The 16,408-nt window shown below is 66.3% G+C and carries 15 protein-coding genes; 10 read left to right on the plus strand and 5 right to left on the minus strand.

Going from position 1 to position 16,408, the window contains the following annotated elements:
- The first annotated feature begins 22 nt into the window (after positions 1 to 22).
- The gene (gene mdh / locus E1832_RS19325) at positions 23 to 985 is read left to right on the plus strand and encodes a malate dehydrogenase (RefSeq protein ID WP_133361419.1); all 963 of its coding nucleotides are present in this window, start codon (positions 23 to 25) and stop codon (positions 983 to 985) included.
- A gap of 98 nt (positions 986 to 1,083) precedes the next feature.
- Here mdh and E1832_RS19330 read toward each other — a convergent pair whose 3' ends face one another.
- Positions 1,084 to 1,479, minus strand: a complete 396-nt coding sequence (locus E1832_RS19330; RefSeq protein ID WP_165978932.1) for a DUF4345 domain-containing protein — start codon at positions 1,477 to 1,479, stop codon at positions 1,084 to 1,086.
- 521 nt (positions 1,480 to 2,000) lie between these two features.
- Here E1832_RS19330 and sucC point away from each other — a divergent pair.
- The 8 genes from sucC (at position 2,001) to E1832_RS19370 (ending at position 12,364) form a co-directional block, all read left to right on the plus strand.
- Complete coding sequence (sucC, locus tag E1832_RS19335; protein ID WP_133361421.1) at positions 2,001 to 3,194, plus strand: ADP-forming succinate--CoA ligase subunit beta; 1,194 nt, start codon at positions 2,001 to 2,003, stop codon at positions 3,192 to 3,194.
- Between the two features lie 3 nt (positions 3,195 to 3,197).
- A complete protein-coding gene (locus E1832_RS19340) occupies positions 3,198 to 3,623 on the plus strand; it encodes a hypothetical protein (protein WP_133361422.1) in 426 nt (141 codons plus the stop codon).
- Between the two features lies 1 nt (position 3,624).
- Positions 3,625 to 4,506 carry a succinate--CoA ligase subunit alpha gene (gene sucD / locus E1832_RS19345; protein WP_133361423.1) on the plus strand — a complete coding sequence of 294 codons (882 nt, stop codon included), beginning with the start codon at positions 3,625 to 3,627 and terminating at the stop codon, positions 4,504 to 4,506.
- A 315-nt stretch (positions 4,507 to 4,821) separates the two neighbouring features.
- Entirely contained in the window at positions 4,822 to 7,776 is a 2,955-nt protein-coding gene (locus E1832_RS19350; RefSeq protein ID WP_133361424.1) for a 2-oxoglutarate dehydrogenase E1 component, read from the plus strand.
- Between the two features lie 6 nt (positions 7,777 to 7,782).
- On the plus strand, positions 7,783 to 9,294 hold the full coding sequence (gene odhB, locus E1832_RS19355; protein WP_133361425.1) for a 2-oxoglutarate dehydrogenase complex dihydrolipoyllysine-residue succinyltransferase: 1,512 nt from the start codon (positions 7,783 to 7,785) through the stop codon (positions 9,292 to 9,294).
- 327 nt (positions 9,295 to 9,621) lie between these two features.
- Positions 9,622 to 11,010 carry a dihydrolipoyl dehydrogenase gene (lpdA, locus tag E1832_RS19360; protein WP_133361426.1) on the plus strand — a complete coding sequence of 463 codons (1,389 nt, stop codon included), beginning with the start codon at positions 9,622 to 9,624 and terminating at the stop codon, positions 11,008 to 11,010.
- A 106-nt stretch (positions 11,011 to 11,116) separates the two neighbouring features.
- The gene (locus tag E1832_RS19365) at positions 11,117 to 11,926 is read left to right on the plus strand and encodes an arylamine N-acetyltransferase family protein (protein WP_133361427.1); all 810 of its coding nucleotides are present in this window, start codon (positions 11,117 to 11,119) and stop codon (positions 11,924 to 11,926) included.
- A 66-nt stretch (positions 11,927 to 11,992) separates the two neighbouring features.
- Positions 11,993 to 12,364, plus strand: a complete 372-nt coding sequence (locus E1832_RS19370; RefSeq protein ID WP_133361428.1) for a hypothetical protein — start codon at positions 11,993 to 11,995, stop codon at positions 12,362 to 12,364.
- Between the two features lie 4 nt (positions 12,365 to 12,368).
- Here the strand turns inward: E1832_RS19370 and E1832_RS19375 are convergent, their stop codons facing one another.
- The 4 genes from E1832_RS19375 to E1832_RS19390 are packed head-to-tail and all read right to left on the minus strand — an operon-like array spanning position 12,369 to position 15,264.
- Complete coding sequence (locus tag E1832_RS19375) at positions 12,369 to 12,974, minus strand: pyridoxamine 5'-phosphate oxidase family protein (RefSeq protein WP_133361429.1); 606 nt, start codon at positions 12,972 to 12,974, stop codon at positions 12,369 to 12,371.
- A gap of 3 nt (positions 12,975 to 12,977) precedes the next feature.
- Positions 12,978 to 13,691 (minus strand): lysophospholipid acyltransferase family protein, encoded by a 714-nt coding sequence (locus E1832_RS19380; protein ID WP_245514052.1) that lies wholly within the window; start codon positions 13,689 to 13,691, stop codon positions 12,978 to 12,980.
- Positions 13,691 to 14,590 carry a cell division protein FtsX gene (locus E1832_RS19385; protein WP_133361431.1) on the minus strand — a complete coding sequence of 300 codons (900 nt, stop codon included), beginning with the start codon at positions 14,588 to 14,590 and terminating at the stop codon, positions 13,691 to 13,693. The genes E1832_RS19380 and E1832_RS19385 overlap by 1 nt, the downstream gene beginning before the upstream one ends.
- Positions 14,587 to 15,264, minus strand: coding sequence for a cell division ATP-binding protein FtsE (locus tag E1832_RS19390; protein WP_133361432.1), 678 nt, complete (start codon positions 15,262 to 15,264; stop codon positions 14,587 to 14,589). Before E1832_RS19390 ends, E1832_RS19385 begins: the two co-directional genes overlap by 4 nt.
- Positions 15,265 to 15,442: 178 nt before the next feature.
- On the opposite strand from E1832_RS19390, the gene E1832_RS19395 reads away from it, so the two are divergent.
- On the plus strand, positions 15,443 to 16,375 hold the full coding sequence (locus E1832_RS19395; protein ID WP_133361433.1) for a zinc-ribbon domain-containing protein: 933 nt from the start codon (positions 15,443 to 15,445) through the stop codon (positions 16,373 to 16,375).
- Positions 16,376 to 16,408 lie beyond the last annotated feature (33 nt).

Consider the following 16,408-nt stretch of genomic DNA (forward strand, 5'->3'; position numbering starts at 1 on the left):
AACCGGACCGGAGATATTTTCCATGGCCAGACCCAAGATTGCCCTGATCGGCGCAGGTCAGATCGGCGGCACGCTCGCACACCTTGCCGCGCTGAAAGAACTTGGCGACGTCGTCCTCTTTGACATTGCCGAAGGCACGCCCGAAGGCAAGGCGCTCGATATCGCCGAATCCGGCCCCTCCGAGGGGTTCGATGCCGCGCTGCGGGGCACCCAGTCCTATGAGGACATCGCAGGCGCAGATGTCTGCATCGTCACCGCCGGCGTGCCGCGCAAACCGGGGATGAGCCGCGACGACCTGCTCGGCATCAACCTCAAGGTCATGAAGTCGGTCGGCGAGGGCATCGGCAAACATGCCCCCGACGCTTTCGTGATCTGCATCACCAACCCGCTCGACGCGATGGTCTGGGCGCTGCAGAAATTCTCGGGCCTGCCCGCGAACAAGGTCTGCGGCATGGCCGGCGTGCTGGACTCGGCCCGCTTCCGCCACTTCCTCAGCCTGGAATTCGGCGTCTCGATGAAGGACGTCACCGCCTTCGTTCTGGGTGGCCACGGCGATACCATGGTTCCCTCGGTCCGCTATTCGACTGTCGCCGGCATCCCGCTGCCCGACCTGATCGAGATGGGCTGGACCACGCAGGAGAAGCTGGACAGCATCCTGCAGCGCACCCGTGACGGCGGCGCCGAGATCGTCGGCCTGTTGAAGACCGGCTCGGCCTTCTACGCACCGGCCACTTCGGCGATCGAAATGGCCGAAGCCTATCTGAAAGACCAAAAACGCGTTCTGCCCTGCGCCGCCTATTGCGACGGCGAACTGGGCGTAAAGGACATGTATGTGGGCGTGCCCACCGTGATCGGCGCCGGCGGCATCGAAAAGATCGTCGAGATCAAGCTCAACAAGGAAGAGCAGTCGATGTTCGACAACTCGGTCAAGGCCGTCAAAGGCCTGGTCGAGGCCTGCAAGGGCATCGACGGCTCGCTGGCCTAAAAGCCCTCAGCCTTCAGTCGAACAGGGCCTGCCGCAATCGGCAGGCCCTGTTTTTTGTCCGGCCGGTCTCGGGCCTCTGTCGGCTCTGGTCCGGCGGCTCAGGTCGCCGCCCGCGATCTCAGGATCATCATTCCGCAGATCCCGCCGATGATCAGCTCGACCGCCGCCGCCATCAGCAGCATGCCGTCCGGCGCCCCGTCCACGGCGATGCTGTACACCCGGGCCAGCCCGTAGGTCAGATAGACCGCCGCCGAAACCCGGATCGCCGCCGGACGCCAGCGCGCAACCCGCACCGATGCCAGAATAAACCCGCCCGCCACCAGCAGCGCCGCCGCCGGCGCCCGCACCTCGCTCATCAGGCTTGGGTTGTCGCCCAGCACGATGCCCGAGCTTGCGTGAAATGCCACCGGCCAGATCAGCCCGGCCAGCCCGATTCCGGCGGCAACCGCCCCGGCCAGAAACAGAATGAAATTGGTCCAAAAAGAATGCGTCATACGCCCTCCTGTCTGCATGAGCTTGCCGGAATCACCTTGACACCACGACAAGCGGTTATCGCGGCTGAATAGCGGTTACTTGACACCGCGTCAAGTCGATGTGCCCGCCTGCCGGATCCTTCCGCCGGCGTTGCCTTGCCATTGACGTATGGACGATGGGATGATCGCATGATCCGCAACGCTGTAAGGCCCTGCTGTCTCCGTTGCCGCCGCAGGACCGCGGACAAGGTTGGCGCGCCAGCCGCCCCGCCCCCGGCGCGGCGGCGACCGGCGCCCTGATTCCCCGTCCTGCGGTCCACATCGGGGCAGTCCCTGCACCGGCCCGGGCAAGCGGTTTGATTCCTTTCCACATATTCACATTCAGGCATGATTCCCCGAATGTGATCACAGATTTTTCACGTGTGATCACATTCTGCGCTAAATTGCGCCCAAACCTTTTCCACAGGCCAAAAGCCCCTTAACTGCGGCGTCCGGACATGCCTATACAGGCCTAAATCGCAGCCAGACGGGACAGTTTATCCATGAACATCCACGAATACCAAGCCAAGGCGCTTCTGCGCAGCTACGGCGCGCCGGTGTCCGACGGCCGCCCGGTGCTGAAGGCCGAAGACGCTAAGACCGCCGCAGGCGAACTCGACGGTCCGCTCTGGGTCGTCAAGGCACAGATCCACGCCGGCGGTCGCGGCAAGGGCAAGTTCAAGGAGGCCGAAGCCGGCGACAAGGGCGGTGTGCGCCTGGCCAAATCGGTCGAAGAGGCCGCCGAGATGGCCAAGCAGATGCTGGGCAAGACCCTGGTCACCCACCAGACCGGCCCGGCCGGCAAACAGGTGAACCGCATCTATATCGAGGACGGCTCGGACATCACCACCGAGCTGTACCTGGCGCTGCTGGTGGACCGCGTGACATCCCGCATCTCCTTCGTCTGCTCGACCGAGGGCGGCATGGACATCGAAGAGGTCGCCGCCAGCACCCCGGAAAAGATCCTGTCCTTCTCCGTCGATCCGGCCACCGGCTACCAGCCGTTCCACGGCCGCCGCATCGCCTTCTCGCTGGGCCTGAAGGGCCCGCAGGTCAAGCAATGCGTCGCGCTGATGGGCAACCTCTACAAAGCCTTCGTCGAGAAGGACATGGAGATGCTGGAAATCAACCCGCTGATCGTCATGACCGACGGCAACCTCAAGGTGCTCGACGCCAAGCTGGGCTTTGACGGCAACGCGATCTATCGCCACCCCGACATCGCCGAACTGCGCGACACCACCGAGGAAGATCCCAAAGAACTCGAAGCCAGCAAATACGACCTGAACTACATCGCGCTGGATGGCGAGATCGGCTGCATGGTGAACGGCGCCGGCCTGGCGATGGCCACAATGGACATCATCAAGCTCTACGGCGCGGAACCGGCCAACTTCCTCGACGTCGGCGGCGGCGCCACCAAGGAGAAGGTGACCGAGGCGTTCAAGATCATCACCTCCGATCCCAACGTCAAAGGCATCCTGGTCAACATCTTCGGCGGCATCATGCGCTGCGACGTGATCGCCGAGGGCGTGATCGCCGCGGTCAAAGAGGTCGGCCTTCAGGTTCCGCTGGTGGTCCGGCTTGAGGGCACCAACGTGGAAAAGGGCAAGGAGATCATCGCGAACTCCGGTCTGAACGTCATCGCCGCCGACAATCTCAGCGACGGGGCCGAAAAGATCGTGAAGGCCGTGAAGGGCTAAGGGATGTCGCTGATCGCGAAAATCGACCCTCCGCTGACCGTCGACGAAAACGGTGTCGCGCAGATCCATGCGCGCCCGTACAAACAGTCGGTGGCCCGAACCGGAGAGGAAATCTTCGTCTGGACCTCGGAAGGGTCCGGCGGGCACGGGCTTGCCGCGCGCGGCACCGTCCTGGATGCCCGGATCGAAAGCCTCCCCAACAAGACAGGCCCCGGCGAGCACAAGGAACTCGTGCTCGACGTGAAGATCGTCGGCGCCGCCCCCGCGCGCGCGCTGACGCTCGATCAGATCGCCCCGCGACGCGACGACGACGAGGCGGCGCCGGAGCCTGCGGCCGGAAAACTCCTTTACACACACGCACTCAACAAGATCACCTCGATAGAGTCCGAAGTCGCGGACTTTGTCAGGTCGCACTTCGAGGAACAATAAAATGTCCGTACTGGTCGACGAAAACACCAAAGTCATCTGTCAGGGCCTGACCGGCTCGCAGGGCACCTTCCACACCGAACAGGCCATCGCCTATGGCACAAGAATGGTCGGCGGCGTCACCCCGGGCAAAGGTGGCACCACCCACCTGGACCTGCCGGTCTTCAACTCGGTCCATGAGGCCAAACATGTGACCGAGGCCAACGCCACCGTCATCTATGTGCCGCCCCCCTTCGCCGCCGACTCGATCCTCGAGGCGATCGACGCCGAGATGGAGCTGATCGTCTGCATCACCGAGGGCATTCCGGTGCTCGACATGATGAAGGTGAAACGCGCCCTGATCGACAGCAAGTCGCGCCTGATCGGCCCGAACTGCCCCGGCGTCATCACCCCCGGCGCCTGCAAGATCGGCATCATGCCCGGCCATATTCACCAGCGCGGCAGCGTCGGCGTCGTGTCCCGTTCCGGCACGCTGACCTATGAGGCGGTCAAGCAGACCTCCGACATCGGTCTGGGCCAGTCCTCCGCTGTCGGCATCGGCGGCGACCCGATCAAGGGCACCGAGCATATCGACGTGCTCGACATGTTCCTCGACGATGACGAGACGCAGTCGATCATCATGATCGGCGAAATCGGCGGCTCCGCCGAAGAAGAGGCCGCCGAGTTCCTCGCCGAGCAGAAGAAAAAGGGCCGCTGGAAGCCGGTCGCCGGCTTCATCGCCGGCCGCACCGCCCCTCCGGGCCGCCGCATGGGCCACGCGGGCGCCATCGTCGCCGGCGGCAAGGGCGGCGCCGAGGACAAGATCGAGGCGATGAAATCGGCCGGTATCGTGGTGGCGGACAGCCCCGCGGGCCTGGGCGAAGCCGTGCTCAAGGCCATCGGCTAAGACACTGGAGCGGGCGGCTGTCCTGACGCCGCCCGCTCTCTGAAGCGTGGCGCCGCCATCTCCGGCGGCGCGATCCCTGGGAGACTGGCGCATGCCAGACGAAACCGCGCAAGACCCATCCCCGGCGGCCGCCCCCGAGCGGTGGCTCCGGCCGAGCTCCGGCCCCGATGCCGTTCGGGGCCGTCCGTGGTCCTTCCCCCCATATGTCCGCCGCGCCGGCCCCCATTGCGGGGCACGTGGCCGCGGCGCCCGCCCCTCCATTCTCCCCGCCGTTTCCCCCGACTTTCAGCGCGCCAGCCCGCCAGAGGTAGCACAATGACCGAGCATTCCCCCAACGACCAGTTCCACGCCTCCTCCTTCATGCAGGGGGCAAATGCCGAGTATCTCGAACAGCTCTACGCCCGCTACGCCAGCGATCCGGCCGCGGTGGATGCCGCCTGGGCCGAGTTCTTTCGTCAGCTGGGCGATGCCGAACTGGACGTAAAGGCCGAGGCACAGGGCGCCTCCTGGGCGCGCGCCGACTGGCCGCCCGCCCCGAACGACGATCTCACCGGCGCGCTGACCGGCGAATGGCCGGCGGACGAGTCAAAGGCCGCGGGCAAGAAGATCGCCGACAAGGCGAAAGAGGCCGGCGTTCCGGTCAGTGACGACGCCATCAAACGCGCCGTGCTGGATTCGATCCGCGCGCTGATGCTGATCCGCGCCTACCGCATCCGCGGCCATCTGGTCGCCGATCTCGATCCGCTGGGCATGCGCGCCAACGCCCCGCACCCCGAGCTGGATCCGCGCACCTATGGCTTCACCGAGGCCGACATGGACCGGCCGATCTTCATCGACAACGTGCTGGGGCTTCAGGTCGCCTCCATGCGTGAAATCGTCGACATCGTGAAACGGACCTACTGCGGCACCTTCGCGCTGCAATACATGCACATCTCCAACCCCGAAGAGGCCGCCTGGCTCAAGGAGCGGATCGAAGGCTTCGGCAAAGAGGTGAAATTCACCCGCGAGGGGCGCAAGGCGATCCTCAACAAGATGGTCGAGGCCGAGGGCTTCGAGAAATTCCTCCACGTCAAATACATGGGCACCAAGCGGTTCGGCCTCGACGGCGGCGAGGCGCTGATCCCGGCGATGGAGCAGATCATCAAGCGTGGCGGCGCCCTCGGCGTCAAGGAAATCGTCATCGGCATGCCGCACCGGGGCCGGCTCAACGTGCTGGCCAACGTGATGGCGAAACCCTATCGCGCCATCTTCAACGAATTTCAGGGCGGCAGCTTCAAACCCGAGGACGTGGACGGATCCGGCGACGTGAAATACCACCTCGGCGCCTCCTCCGACCGCGAATTCGACGGCAACAAGGTGCACCTGTCGCTCACCGCAAACCCCTCGCACCTCGAGGCGGTGAACCCCGTCGTGCTGGGCAAGGCCCGCGCCAAACAGGACCAGCTCGGCGATACCGACCGCACCCAGGTTCTGCCGGTGCTGCTGCACGGCGACGCCGCCTTTGCCGGCCAGGGCGTCGTGGCCGAGGGCTTCGGCCTCTCCGGCCTGCGCGGCCACCGCACGGGGGGCACCATGCATATCGTGGTGAACAACCAGATCGGCTTCACCACCGCGCCGCATTTCTCGCGCTCCTCGCCCTATCCCACCGACCTCGCGCTGATGGTCGAGGCGCCGATCTTCCACGTCAACGGCGACGACCCCGAGGCGGTGGTCCACGCCGCCAAGGTCGCCACCGAGTTCCGCCAGAAATTCCACAAGGACGTGGTCATCGACATCTTCTGCTATCGCCGCTTCGGCCATAACGAAGGCGACGAGCCGATGTTCACCAACCCGGTGATGTACAAGCGGATCAAGACCCACAAGACCACGCTCAGCCTCTATACCGAGACGCTGGTGCGGGACGGGCTGATCCCCGAGGGCGAGATCGAGGACATGAAGGCCGCGTTCCAGGCCCACCTGAACGAGGAGTTCGAGGCCGGCAAGGACTACAAGCCGAACAAGGCCGACTGGCTGGACGGGCGCTGGTCGCACCTGAACCGCGAGGGCGAGGAATACGTGCGCGGCGAAACCGCCATCGCCCCCGAGACCATGGAACAGATCGGCCGCGCGCTGACCTCGGTGCCGGAGGGTTTCGCGCTGCACCGCACCGTCGGCCGCCTGCTCGAGTCCAAGAAAGAGATGTTCGACAGCGGCGCGGGCTTCGACTGGGCCACCGGCGAGGCGCTGGCCTTCGGCTCGCTGCTGACGGAAGGGTATCCGGTCCGCCTTTCCGGTCAGGACAGCACCCGCGGCACCTTCTCCCAGCGTCACTCCGGCCTGATCAGCCAGGAGACCGAAGAGCGTTACTACCCGCTCAACAACATCCGCGCCGGTCAGGCCCAGTACGATGTCATCGACTCGATGCTGTCGGAATACGCGGTGCTCGGGTTCGAATACGGCTACTCGCTGGCCGAACCCAACGCGCTGACCCTGTGGGAGGCCCAGTTCGGCGATTTCGCCAACGGCGCCCAGATCATGTTCGACCAGTTCATCAGCTCGGGCGAAAGCAAATGGCTGCGCATGTCCGGCCTTGTCTGCCTGCTGCCGCACGGCTTCGAGGGACAGGGCCCCGAACACAGCTCGGCGCGGCTGGAACGCTTCCTGCAGATGTGCGGCCAGGACAACTGGATCGTCGCCAACTGCACCACCCCGGCCAACTACTTCCACATCCTGCGCCGGCAGTTGCACCGCAGCTTCCGCAAACCGCTGATCCTGATGACCCCGAAATCGCTGCTGCGCCACAAGTTGGCGGTCAGCCGCACCGAGGATTTCACAACCGGGTCCAGCTTTCACCGTGTCCTCTGGGACGATGCGGAACAGGGCAACTCGGACACCAAACTGGTGGCCGATGACAAGATCCGCCGCGTCGTGCTGTGCTCGGGCAAGGTCTATTACGACCTGCTCGAGGAACGCGACGCGCGCGGCATCGACGATGTCTATCTGCTGCGGATCGAACAGTTCTATCCGTTCCCGGCGATCAGCCTTGTCAAGGAACTGGAACGCTTCAAGACCGCCGAGATGGTCTGGTGCCAGGAAGAACCCAAGAATCAGGGCGCCTGGACCTTCCTCGAACCCAACATCGAATGGGCGCTGACCCGCATCGGGGCCAAGCATCAACGGCCGCGTTACGTCGGCCGCGCCACATCCGCCTCGCCCGCCACGGGCCTGGCCAGCCAACACAAAGCCCAACAACAGGCGCTCGTGAACGAAGCGCTGACGATCGAAGGATAACGGAACATGACAACCGAAGTGCGCGTCCCCACGCTTGGCGAATCCGTGACCGAGGCGACCGTCGCCACCTGGTTCAAGAAACCGGGCGACGCCGTCGCCGTCGACGAAATGCTGTGCGAGCTGGAAACCGACAAGGTCACCGTCGAGGTGCCCAGCCCCGTCGCCGGCACGCTGGGCGAGATTGTCGCCGCCGAGGGTGAGACTGTGGGCGTCGCCGCCCTGCTGGCCACCATCGCCGAGGGCGCGGGCGCCGCAGCCCCCGCCGCAGCCGCCGCATCTGCCCCCGCCGCGGCCCCCGCCGCCGCCGACAGCGTCGATGTCATGGTCCCCACCCTAGGCGAAAGCGTGACCGAGGCCACCGTCTCGACCTGGTTCAAGCAGGTCGGCGACACCGTGGCGCAGGACGAAATGCTGTGCGAGCTGGAAACCGACAAGGTCTCGGTCGAGGTGCCCGCCCCCGCCGCCGGCGTGCTGGCCGAAATCCTCGCCCCCGAGGGCACCACGGTCGAAGCCAACGGCAAACTGGGCGTGATCTCCGGCTCTGCCGCCGGCGTCGTCCCCGCCGCCGCCCCCTCGGCGGCTGCCCCCGCCGCCGCCCCCGCCGCCGCGGACAAGGATGTGGCCAACGCCCCCTCGGCCGAAAAGGCGATGGCCGAGGCCGGTCTCACCGCCGCGCAGGTCACCGGCACCGGCCGCGACGGCCGCATCATGAAGGAAGACGTGCAAAAGGCGCTGTCGGCCAGCGTCGCCAAACCCGCCGCCGCCCCGGCGACCGCCCCCGCCGTGGCCCCGCGCGCCCCGGTGCCCGCCGACGATGCCGCGCGCGAGGAACGGGTCAAGATGACCCGCCTGCGCCAGACCATCGCCCGCCGCCTGAAGGACGCCCAGAATGCCGCCGCGATCCTGACCACCTATAACGAGGTGGACATGACCGAGGTGATGGCGCTGCGCAACACCTACAAGGACCAGTTCGAGAAGAAGCACGGCGTGCGCCTGGGCTTCATGTCCTTCTTCACCAAGGCCTGCTGCCACGCGCTGAAAGAGGTGCCCGAGGTCAACGCCGAGATCGACGGCACCGACATCGTCTACAAGAACTTCGTCCACATGGGCGTCGCCGCCGGCACGCCCCAGGGCCTGGTGGTTCCGGTGATCCGCGACGCCGACCGGATGTCGTTTGCCGAGATCGAAAAGGCGATCGCCGAAAAGGGCAAGCGCGCCCGCGACGGCAAACTGTCGATGGCCGAGATGCAGGGCGGCACCTTCACCATCTCCAACGGCGGCGTCTACGGCTCGCTGATGTCCTCGCCGATCCTGAACCCGCCGCAGTCGGGCATCCTCGGCATGCACAAGATCCAGGACCGCCCGATGGTCATCAACGGCGAGATCAAGATCCGCCCGATGATGTATCTGGCGCTGTCCTACGATCACCGCATCGTCGACGGCAAGGGCGCCGTGACCTTCCTGGTGCGGGTGAAAGAGGCGCTGGAAGACCCGCGGCGTCTGCTGATGGATCTGTAAGATAACAGGCCGGGTCTGGACCCGGCCTGTGAACCGAGCTTAGGAGGCGGCATGCCTTGCCAGGACCGACAGAGGGCAGAGTCCGACCGCAGGGTGGGTGCGAAGCGCCCGCCCATGGCGGGCGGTCGGGCGCTGCCCGTGACGCAAGCGTCACGGACAAAGACCTCGCGCCGACGGTCCCGAATTTGCCTCCAAGACGCACACATCTGCCGAACTGTACAAAACCGGGCGAAAACTCCCCAAACCGGCAAATCAGCCGCTTGAACGCCCCCCTGAAAACGTACGGAACGCGCCCCTTTCCGTACAAATGACGACAGGAGACCAAAGATGGCAAACTATGACGTGATCATCATCGGCGGCGGCCCCGGCGGCTATGTCTGCGCGATCCGCTGCGCCCAGCTGGGCCTGAAAACCGCCTGCATCGAGGGGCGCGGCGCGCTCGGCGGCACCTGCCTGAACGTGGGCTGCATGCCCTCCAAGGCGCTGCTGCACGCCAGCCACCAGCTGCACGAGGCCGAGACCAACTTTGCCAAGATGGGCCTCAAGGGAAAATCCCCCAGCGTCGACTGGAAACAGATGCTCGCCTATAAGGACGAGGTCGTCGAGGGCAACACCAAGGGCATCGAATTCCTGTTCAAAAAGAACAAGGTAGACTGGATTCAGGGCTGGGGAACCATCCCCGGGGCCGGCAAGGTCAAGGTCGGCGACGAGGTGCACGAGGCGAAGAATATCATCATCGCCACCGGGTCTGAGCCCGCCTCGCTCCCCGGCGTCGAGGTGGACGAAAACGTCGTCGTCACCTCCACCGGCGCGCTTGAGCTGAACAAGATTCCGAAGAAACTGGTGGTGATCGGCGCCGGCGTGATCGGCCTGGAACTGGGCAGCGTCTACAGCCGCCTCGGCGCGGAGGTGACGGTGATCGAATATCTCGACGTCGTCACCCCCGGGATGGACGGTGAGGTTCAAAAAACCTTCCAGAGAATCCTTAAAAAGCAGGGGCTTAACTTCATCATGGGCGCCGCGGTGCAAAAGACCGAAGCGACCAAGACCAAGGCCAAGGTCACCTATAAACTGCGCAAGGACGACAGCGAACACACCATCGACGCCGACACCGTCCTCGTCGCCACCGGCCGCAAACCCTATACCGACGGGCTCGGCCTCGACGCCCTCGGGGTCGAGATGACCAAGCGCGGCCAGATCAACGTCGGCGCCGACTGGCAGACCAACGTTCCCGGCATCTATGCCATCGGCGATGTCATCGAGGGCCCGATGCTGGCGCATAAGGCCGAGGACGAAGGCATGGCGGTGGCCGAGCAGGTGGCAGGCAAGCATGGGCATGTGAATTATGGCGTGATCCCCGGCGTGATCTACACCGCCCCCGAGGTTGCCAATGTGGGCGCGACCGAAGAAATCCTGAAGGAACAAGGCCATAACTACAAGGTCGGCAAGTTCATGTTCATGGGCAACGGGCGCGCCAAGGCCAATTTCGCCGCCGAGGGTTTCGTCAAGATCCTCGCCGACAAGGACACCGACCGCATCCTCGGCGCCCATATCATCGGCCCGGCGGCGGGCGATCTGATCCACGAGATCTGCGTCGCCATGGAGTTCGGCGCCTCGGCCGAGGATCTGGCCCTGACCTGCCACGCCCATCCGACCTATTCCGAAGCCGTGCGCGAGGCCGCGCTGGCCTGCGGCGACGGGCCAATTCATTCCTGAGCGCTGGTCGCGGCGGCCCGCCCCCATCGTGCTGCCGCGACGTTCCTACGCTGCCGACTTGACGACTTCGCGGCCCGTCTGCACCGTCCGCGCGAAGGGGTGCAACATGACCGGATTCGACCTGACCGCCTATCTCGACCGTCTCGGGCTGAACCCGGTCCCGGTCACCGCGCGGGGCCTGCGCGATCTGCAATCGGCGCAGTTGCGCGCCCTGCCGTTCGAGGACATCGACCCCTTTCTCGGTCGTCTGCCCGGTCTCGACATGACCGCAATCTTCGACAAGATCGTTATCCGGGGACGCGGCGGGTATTGCTTTGAACTCAATGCCTTGCTGGGTGCTGCGCTCAAGGCGCTGGGGTTCGCCCCGCGCCTCTGTCTGGCCCGTGTACGCAAGGGCGCCGCCGAGGGCGGGCCGCGCAGCCATCTGGCGTTGCAGGTCCAGCTGCCGGAGGGGATTTTTCTGGCCGATGCCGGCTATGGCGGGCCGGGCGCGTTGATCCCACTGCGGCTGGACACCGACACCGAACAAGTCGCCCCCAACGGCACCTATCGCCTTTGGCACGACGAAAGAACCGGCGAGCGCGTCGTCGACAAGCACACCAAGGCGGGCTGGTTTCCCCTCTACGGCTTCGACGACGCCCATGTCGGCGCGGCGGATATCGAGGCGGCGAATTACCTCTGCGCCACCTGGGCCGGCATGCCCTTTCGCGACAACCTGATGCTGGCGGGCTTTGACGGCGACACAAGGATCGGCGTCTTCAACCGGGCGGTCACGCGCGAGGGGCCGGAGGGAACGTCGAAATCGGAGATCGCCGATTTCGACGGTCTCGCGCAACTTATCACCGGGGATCTGGGGCTGCGGATGGACGACGCCACCCTGCGGCAGGTCTGGTCGCGGCTCGGGGGCGAAACCTGACGCGGGAGCTGGCGTTTCGGGTATGGGCCCATTTGCGGTAGACTGCCCGCGAAAAGGAGGCCCCCCATGTCCCGGCAACAGGCGGTCTGGTTGCTCTTCTCTCTCTGGGCCGCGCGCTATGCACTGTCCGTCTGGCAGTTTCTCACGCTGCCGCCCACCGGCGACAGCTTCGTTCGCGGGATGAACCGGGTGCTGGCCCTGCTCGGATGGCAGGCGGCGGCAGCCGGTGTCGCGCTGGCCCTGTGGCTGACCGGACGCGGGATCCAGGCGGACGCGGCGACGCGCTGGCTCAGCCGGGTGCCGGTGCTGCTTGCGCTGGCGCTGGCCGTAGGTCTGGCGATGCTGCTGCTCTGGGCCCGGCTGCGCGATCCGGTGCCAGAGGATGCCCCCACAACCGCCAGACCCGCGCCGGTGACGCATCCCGTGACCAGGGATTAACCCCTTACCACATCGTCCTGGCCGCCCGCGCGCCCCAGGCGTCGTCATAGGGTTTGCCGCCCTCTTCGCCGTCGGTCATCTCGGCCAGGATCGCCCCCACGCTGGGCAGACCGGCGGTTTCGTCGCCGCGCGTCCAGGTGCCGGCCCGCATCAGGGCACGGGCGCATTGGGCATAGATCTCGTCGATGGCGATCACGATCACGGTGGCGGGCTGGCGGCCGCCCTTGTCGAACCGCGCCCGCATCCCCGCATCGGTGGTCACCCGCGCGGCGCCGTTCACCCGCACAACGGTGTTGGAGCCGGGCACGAAGAACATCAGCGACACGCGCGGATCGCGCACGATATTGCGCAAGGAGTCCAGCCGGTTGTTGCCGCGCCAGTCGGGCATCGCCAGCGTTCCGGGGTCAAGCTCCTGCACCACCGGGCCATCGTCGCCGCGCGGGCTGCCGTCGGTGCCCTCGGGCCCGACGGTGGTGAGGACACAGAGCCGCGAGGCCATGATCCAGCGGCGGTAGAGCGGCGTCATCCGCCGCGCCACCTTGCGCAGGGCCGCCGAGGGAGGCGTGCCGTAAAGCGCCTCCAGCCCCTCGATGCTGTCGATATACCGCACGCCTTAGCCTCCCTGAGCCTCCCGCATCAGATCGTCCGAGCGGGTCTCGATCGCCTCTTCCAGCCGCGCCATGAATTCGGCGCGCTCTGTGCCCGGCCCGATCGTGTCGAGGAATTCCACCACCCCGGTGCCGGGCTTGCGCAGGATGCCGGTGCGCGGCCAGAACAGCCCCACGTTGGTGGCCACCGGCACGCAAGGGTATCCGGTGCCCTCATAGAGCACCGCCGGCCCGACCTTGTAGGGTTTGTAGTCGCCCGGCGCGACGCGGGTGCCCTGAGGATAGATCACCAGTTGCCCGGGTTCGTCGAACTCCGCCGCCACATCCTTGACCATCCTTGCGATCGCTCCGCCGCGCTTGCCGCGATCGACCGGGATACAGCCGAGCCGCTTGGCATAGAGCCCGATGAAAGGGGTCCAGAGCAGTTCGCGCTTCATGATGAATTTGGGATGCGGCAATGCTTTGAAAATCACCAAAATGTCAAAGAACGACTGGTGTTTGGCCGCGATCATCACCTCGCCGGTGGGCACGGTGCCGCGCACCTCGGACTTCAGACCGATCATCCAGCGGGCCGACCACAGCGCATAGCGCGCATAAAGCTTGCAGGCGACCAGCGCGCCGCGTTTGGACAGGATCGCCCAAGGAGTGAAGGAGATCCCCAGCACCGCCATGGCGAGATAGACCTGGATCACATAGACAAGCGAACGCAGGTATTGCATCAACTCAGCTCCTTCAATCGGCGGCGGGCGGCGAACCATGTCGCGGCAAAGGCCACCAGCGCACCCAGCACCGGGATCAGCAGCGGCCAAAGCCAGCCCAGCCCGCGAAAGCCCAGACCGGTGAGAAAGCCGCCCTCGTCCGAGGCCTCGGGCAGCAGCAGCACGCCGCCCAGCCCCAGCGCGACGCCGATACCGGCGCCGATCAACGCCCGCAGGGTAAAGCGGCGCACGAAGGCCCCGGCGATATAGCTGTCGCGCGCGCCCACCAGCCGCAGCACCTCGATCACTTGCGCATTGGCCGCCAGCGCCGCATTGGCCGCCAGCGTGATCATCGCCGCCATCGCCCCGCCGATCAGCAGGACCGAGATCCAGCCCAGGCGGCGCAGGCTGTTGGCGGCTTCGACCAGCGGTTTACGCCAACGGGTATGATCGTCCAGCACCGCGCCCGGCACCTCGGCCGCCAGCCGCAGGCGCAGACCGGCGGCATCATAGCCCAGCTCGTCTTCCATCACCTCGATCAGCTGCGGCACCGGCAGCGCCGCGAGGTCCAGCCCCGGCCCGAACCAGGGCGCCAGCAGCGCCGCCTGCTCTTCCTGACTGAGCGCGCGGGCGCGGGCCACGCCGGGGGTCTGGCGCAGGACGCGCAGCGCCGCGTCGGTCTGGGCCGCGACCTGATCCTCCGGCGCGGTGATGCGCAGCGTGGCGCTGCGCGCCAGCTCGCTCGCCCAGCGCTCGGCCAGCCGGCCCGAGGCCAGCGACAGCGCCAGCGCAAAGACCGCAAGAAAGGCCATCGCGCCGGAAGCGAACAGCGTAAGCTGGGCGGTAAAGCCGCTGGGCGGCACCACCCGGTCGGCCTGTGCGTCGCCGATCAGCACATTGCGCAACATGCCGCTGCTCACAGGTCCGCCCCCGCCAATTGCAGCCGCCGGTTCGAAATGCGCAGCACCCGCGCCTGAACCTGGCTCTTGGCGGCACGGATCAGCGCCAGATCGTGACTGGCGATCAGCACCGTCTTGCCCATCTTGTTCAACTCCACCAGCAGCGTCAGCAGGCGCATCGACATGTCCCAATCGACATTGCCGGTGGGCTCGTCGGCCAGCACCACGTCGGGCGACAGGATCACCGCGCGGGCCAGCGCGGCGCGCTGGCGTTCGCCGCCCGACAGCTCCGGCGGACGGGCATCGGCGCGCGCGGTCAGCCCGACCCAGGACATCAACTCCTTCAGATTGTCGGATTCCTGCGCCATGTCGCGGCCCGAGACGATCAGCGGCAGCGCGATATTGTCGGCCAGCGGCAGGTGATCGAGAAAGCGGCAGTCCTGATGCACCACGCCGATCCGGCGACGCAGCAGCGCCATCTGGTCCCGGTCAAGCCCGCGCATGTCGGCGTCGAAGGCCCGCACCGTGCCCGAAGTGGGGGTGAGCGCGCCGTAACACAGCTTCAGCAGGGTGGTCTTGCCCGCCCCCGATGGCCCGGTCAGAAAGTGGAAAGAGCCCGGTGCTAGCCTGACGGAGAGATTGCTCAACAACTCGCCGCCGCCATAGCTATAGCCGACATCGTCCAGCTCGATCACGCCCTGCCCCCTGCGGTGGTCACATGGTCTTGTGCCCCAGCCCGGGCTCAGTTTCAATGGGGTCGGGCGCCTGAGCGGCGCATCGCGGCGAAACGGGCTGGTTTCAACCCTTTCACAGATCGCGGCATCGCCCTATGATCGCCGAAAACCAATGGGTTCGCGGGCCAGGAGGGGCAGCATGCGTCTGACATGTCCGAATTGCGGTGCGCAGTATGAGGTGCCGGACGAGGTGATCCCGTTCGAGGGCCGCGACGTGCAATGTTCCAACTGCGGGGACACCTGGTTTGTGGCCCACCCGGAAACCGCCGCCGAAGCGGACCGCACACGGCTGGATGCGGCGCGGGACGCTGTCGACCGAGAAGAGATGCAGGACTCCGGCGGCGAAAGCTGGGAAGCGCCCTTGGGGGACGATCCCAAGGACGTGGAGCCGGAAGCGGAGAGCGAAGACGCATCAGAGCCATGGGACGCGCCGGGCGACGCGGCCCCGGCGACGCCTGAGGACGCGCCGGAGCCGGCCTTTGAACCCGCCCCTGAGCCGCCACGGCAGGAGCTGGACGTCTCCGTGTCCGAGATCCTGCGCGCCGAGGCCGAACACGAGGCTCAGCTGCGCGCCGCAGAAGGCGGCGGGCTGGAAAGCCAGCCCGAGCTGGGTCTGGACAACCCGCCGGCGGAATCGGCCCGCCACGCCCGCGAGGCGCGCGACCGCATGGCGCGGTTGCGCGGTCACAAGGAGCCAGGCGCAGAGGCTGCCGCGCAGGGTCTCGCGGTGGGGGCCGCCAATCCCACCGCGCGCCGGGAGTTGCTGCCCGACATCGAAGAGATCAATTCCACCCTGCGCTCCTCCTCCAGCATGGGGAGCCGCGCCGATGAGGGCGAACTGCCGGTCGGTGACGAGGCACCGGCGCGTCGCGGCGGTTTCATGCGCGGCTTTTCGGTGGCCCTGCTGATCGGCGCGGCGCTGGTGCTGGTTTATGTCAACGCGCCGCGCATCGCCCAAACCCTGCCGCAGGCGGATCCGGCGCTCAGCGCCTATGTGGCGATGGTCGATCAGCTGCGCTATTGGCTCGACGCCCAGATCGGCGATTTCGTGACCAAGGTTCTGCCCGAATAAGGCGGGTCAGGCAGATCGGCCAGGTCGGCCGGG

This window comes from Antarcticimicrobium luteum, from assembly GCF_004358185.1.
GTDB classification, from domain to species: domain Bacteria; phylum Pseudomonadota; class Alphaproteobacteria; order Rhodobacterales; family Rhodobacteraceae; genus Antarcticimicrobium; species Antarcticimicrobium luteum.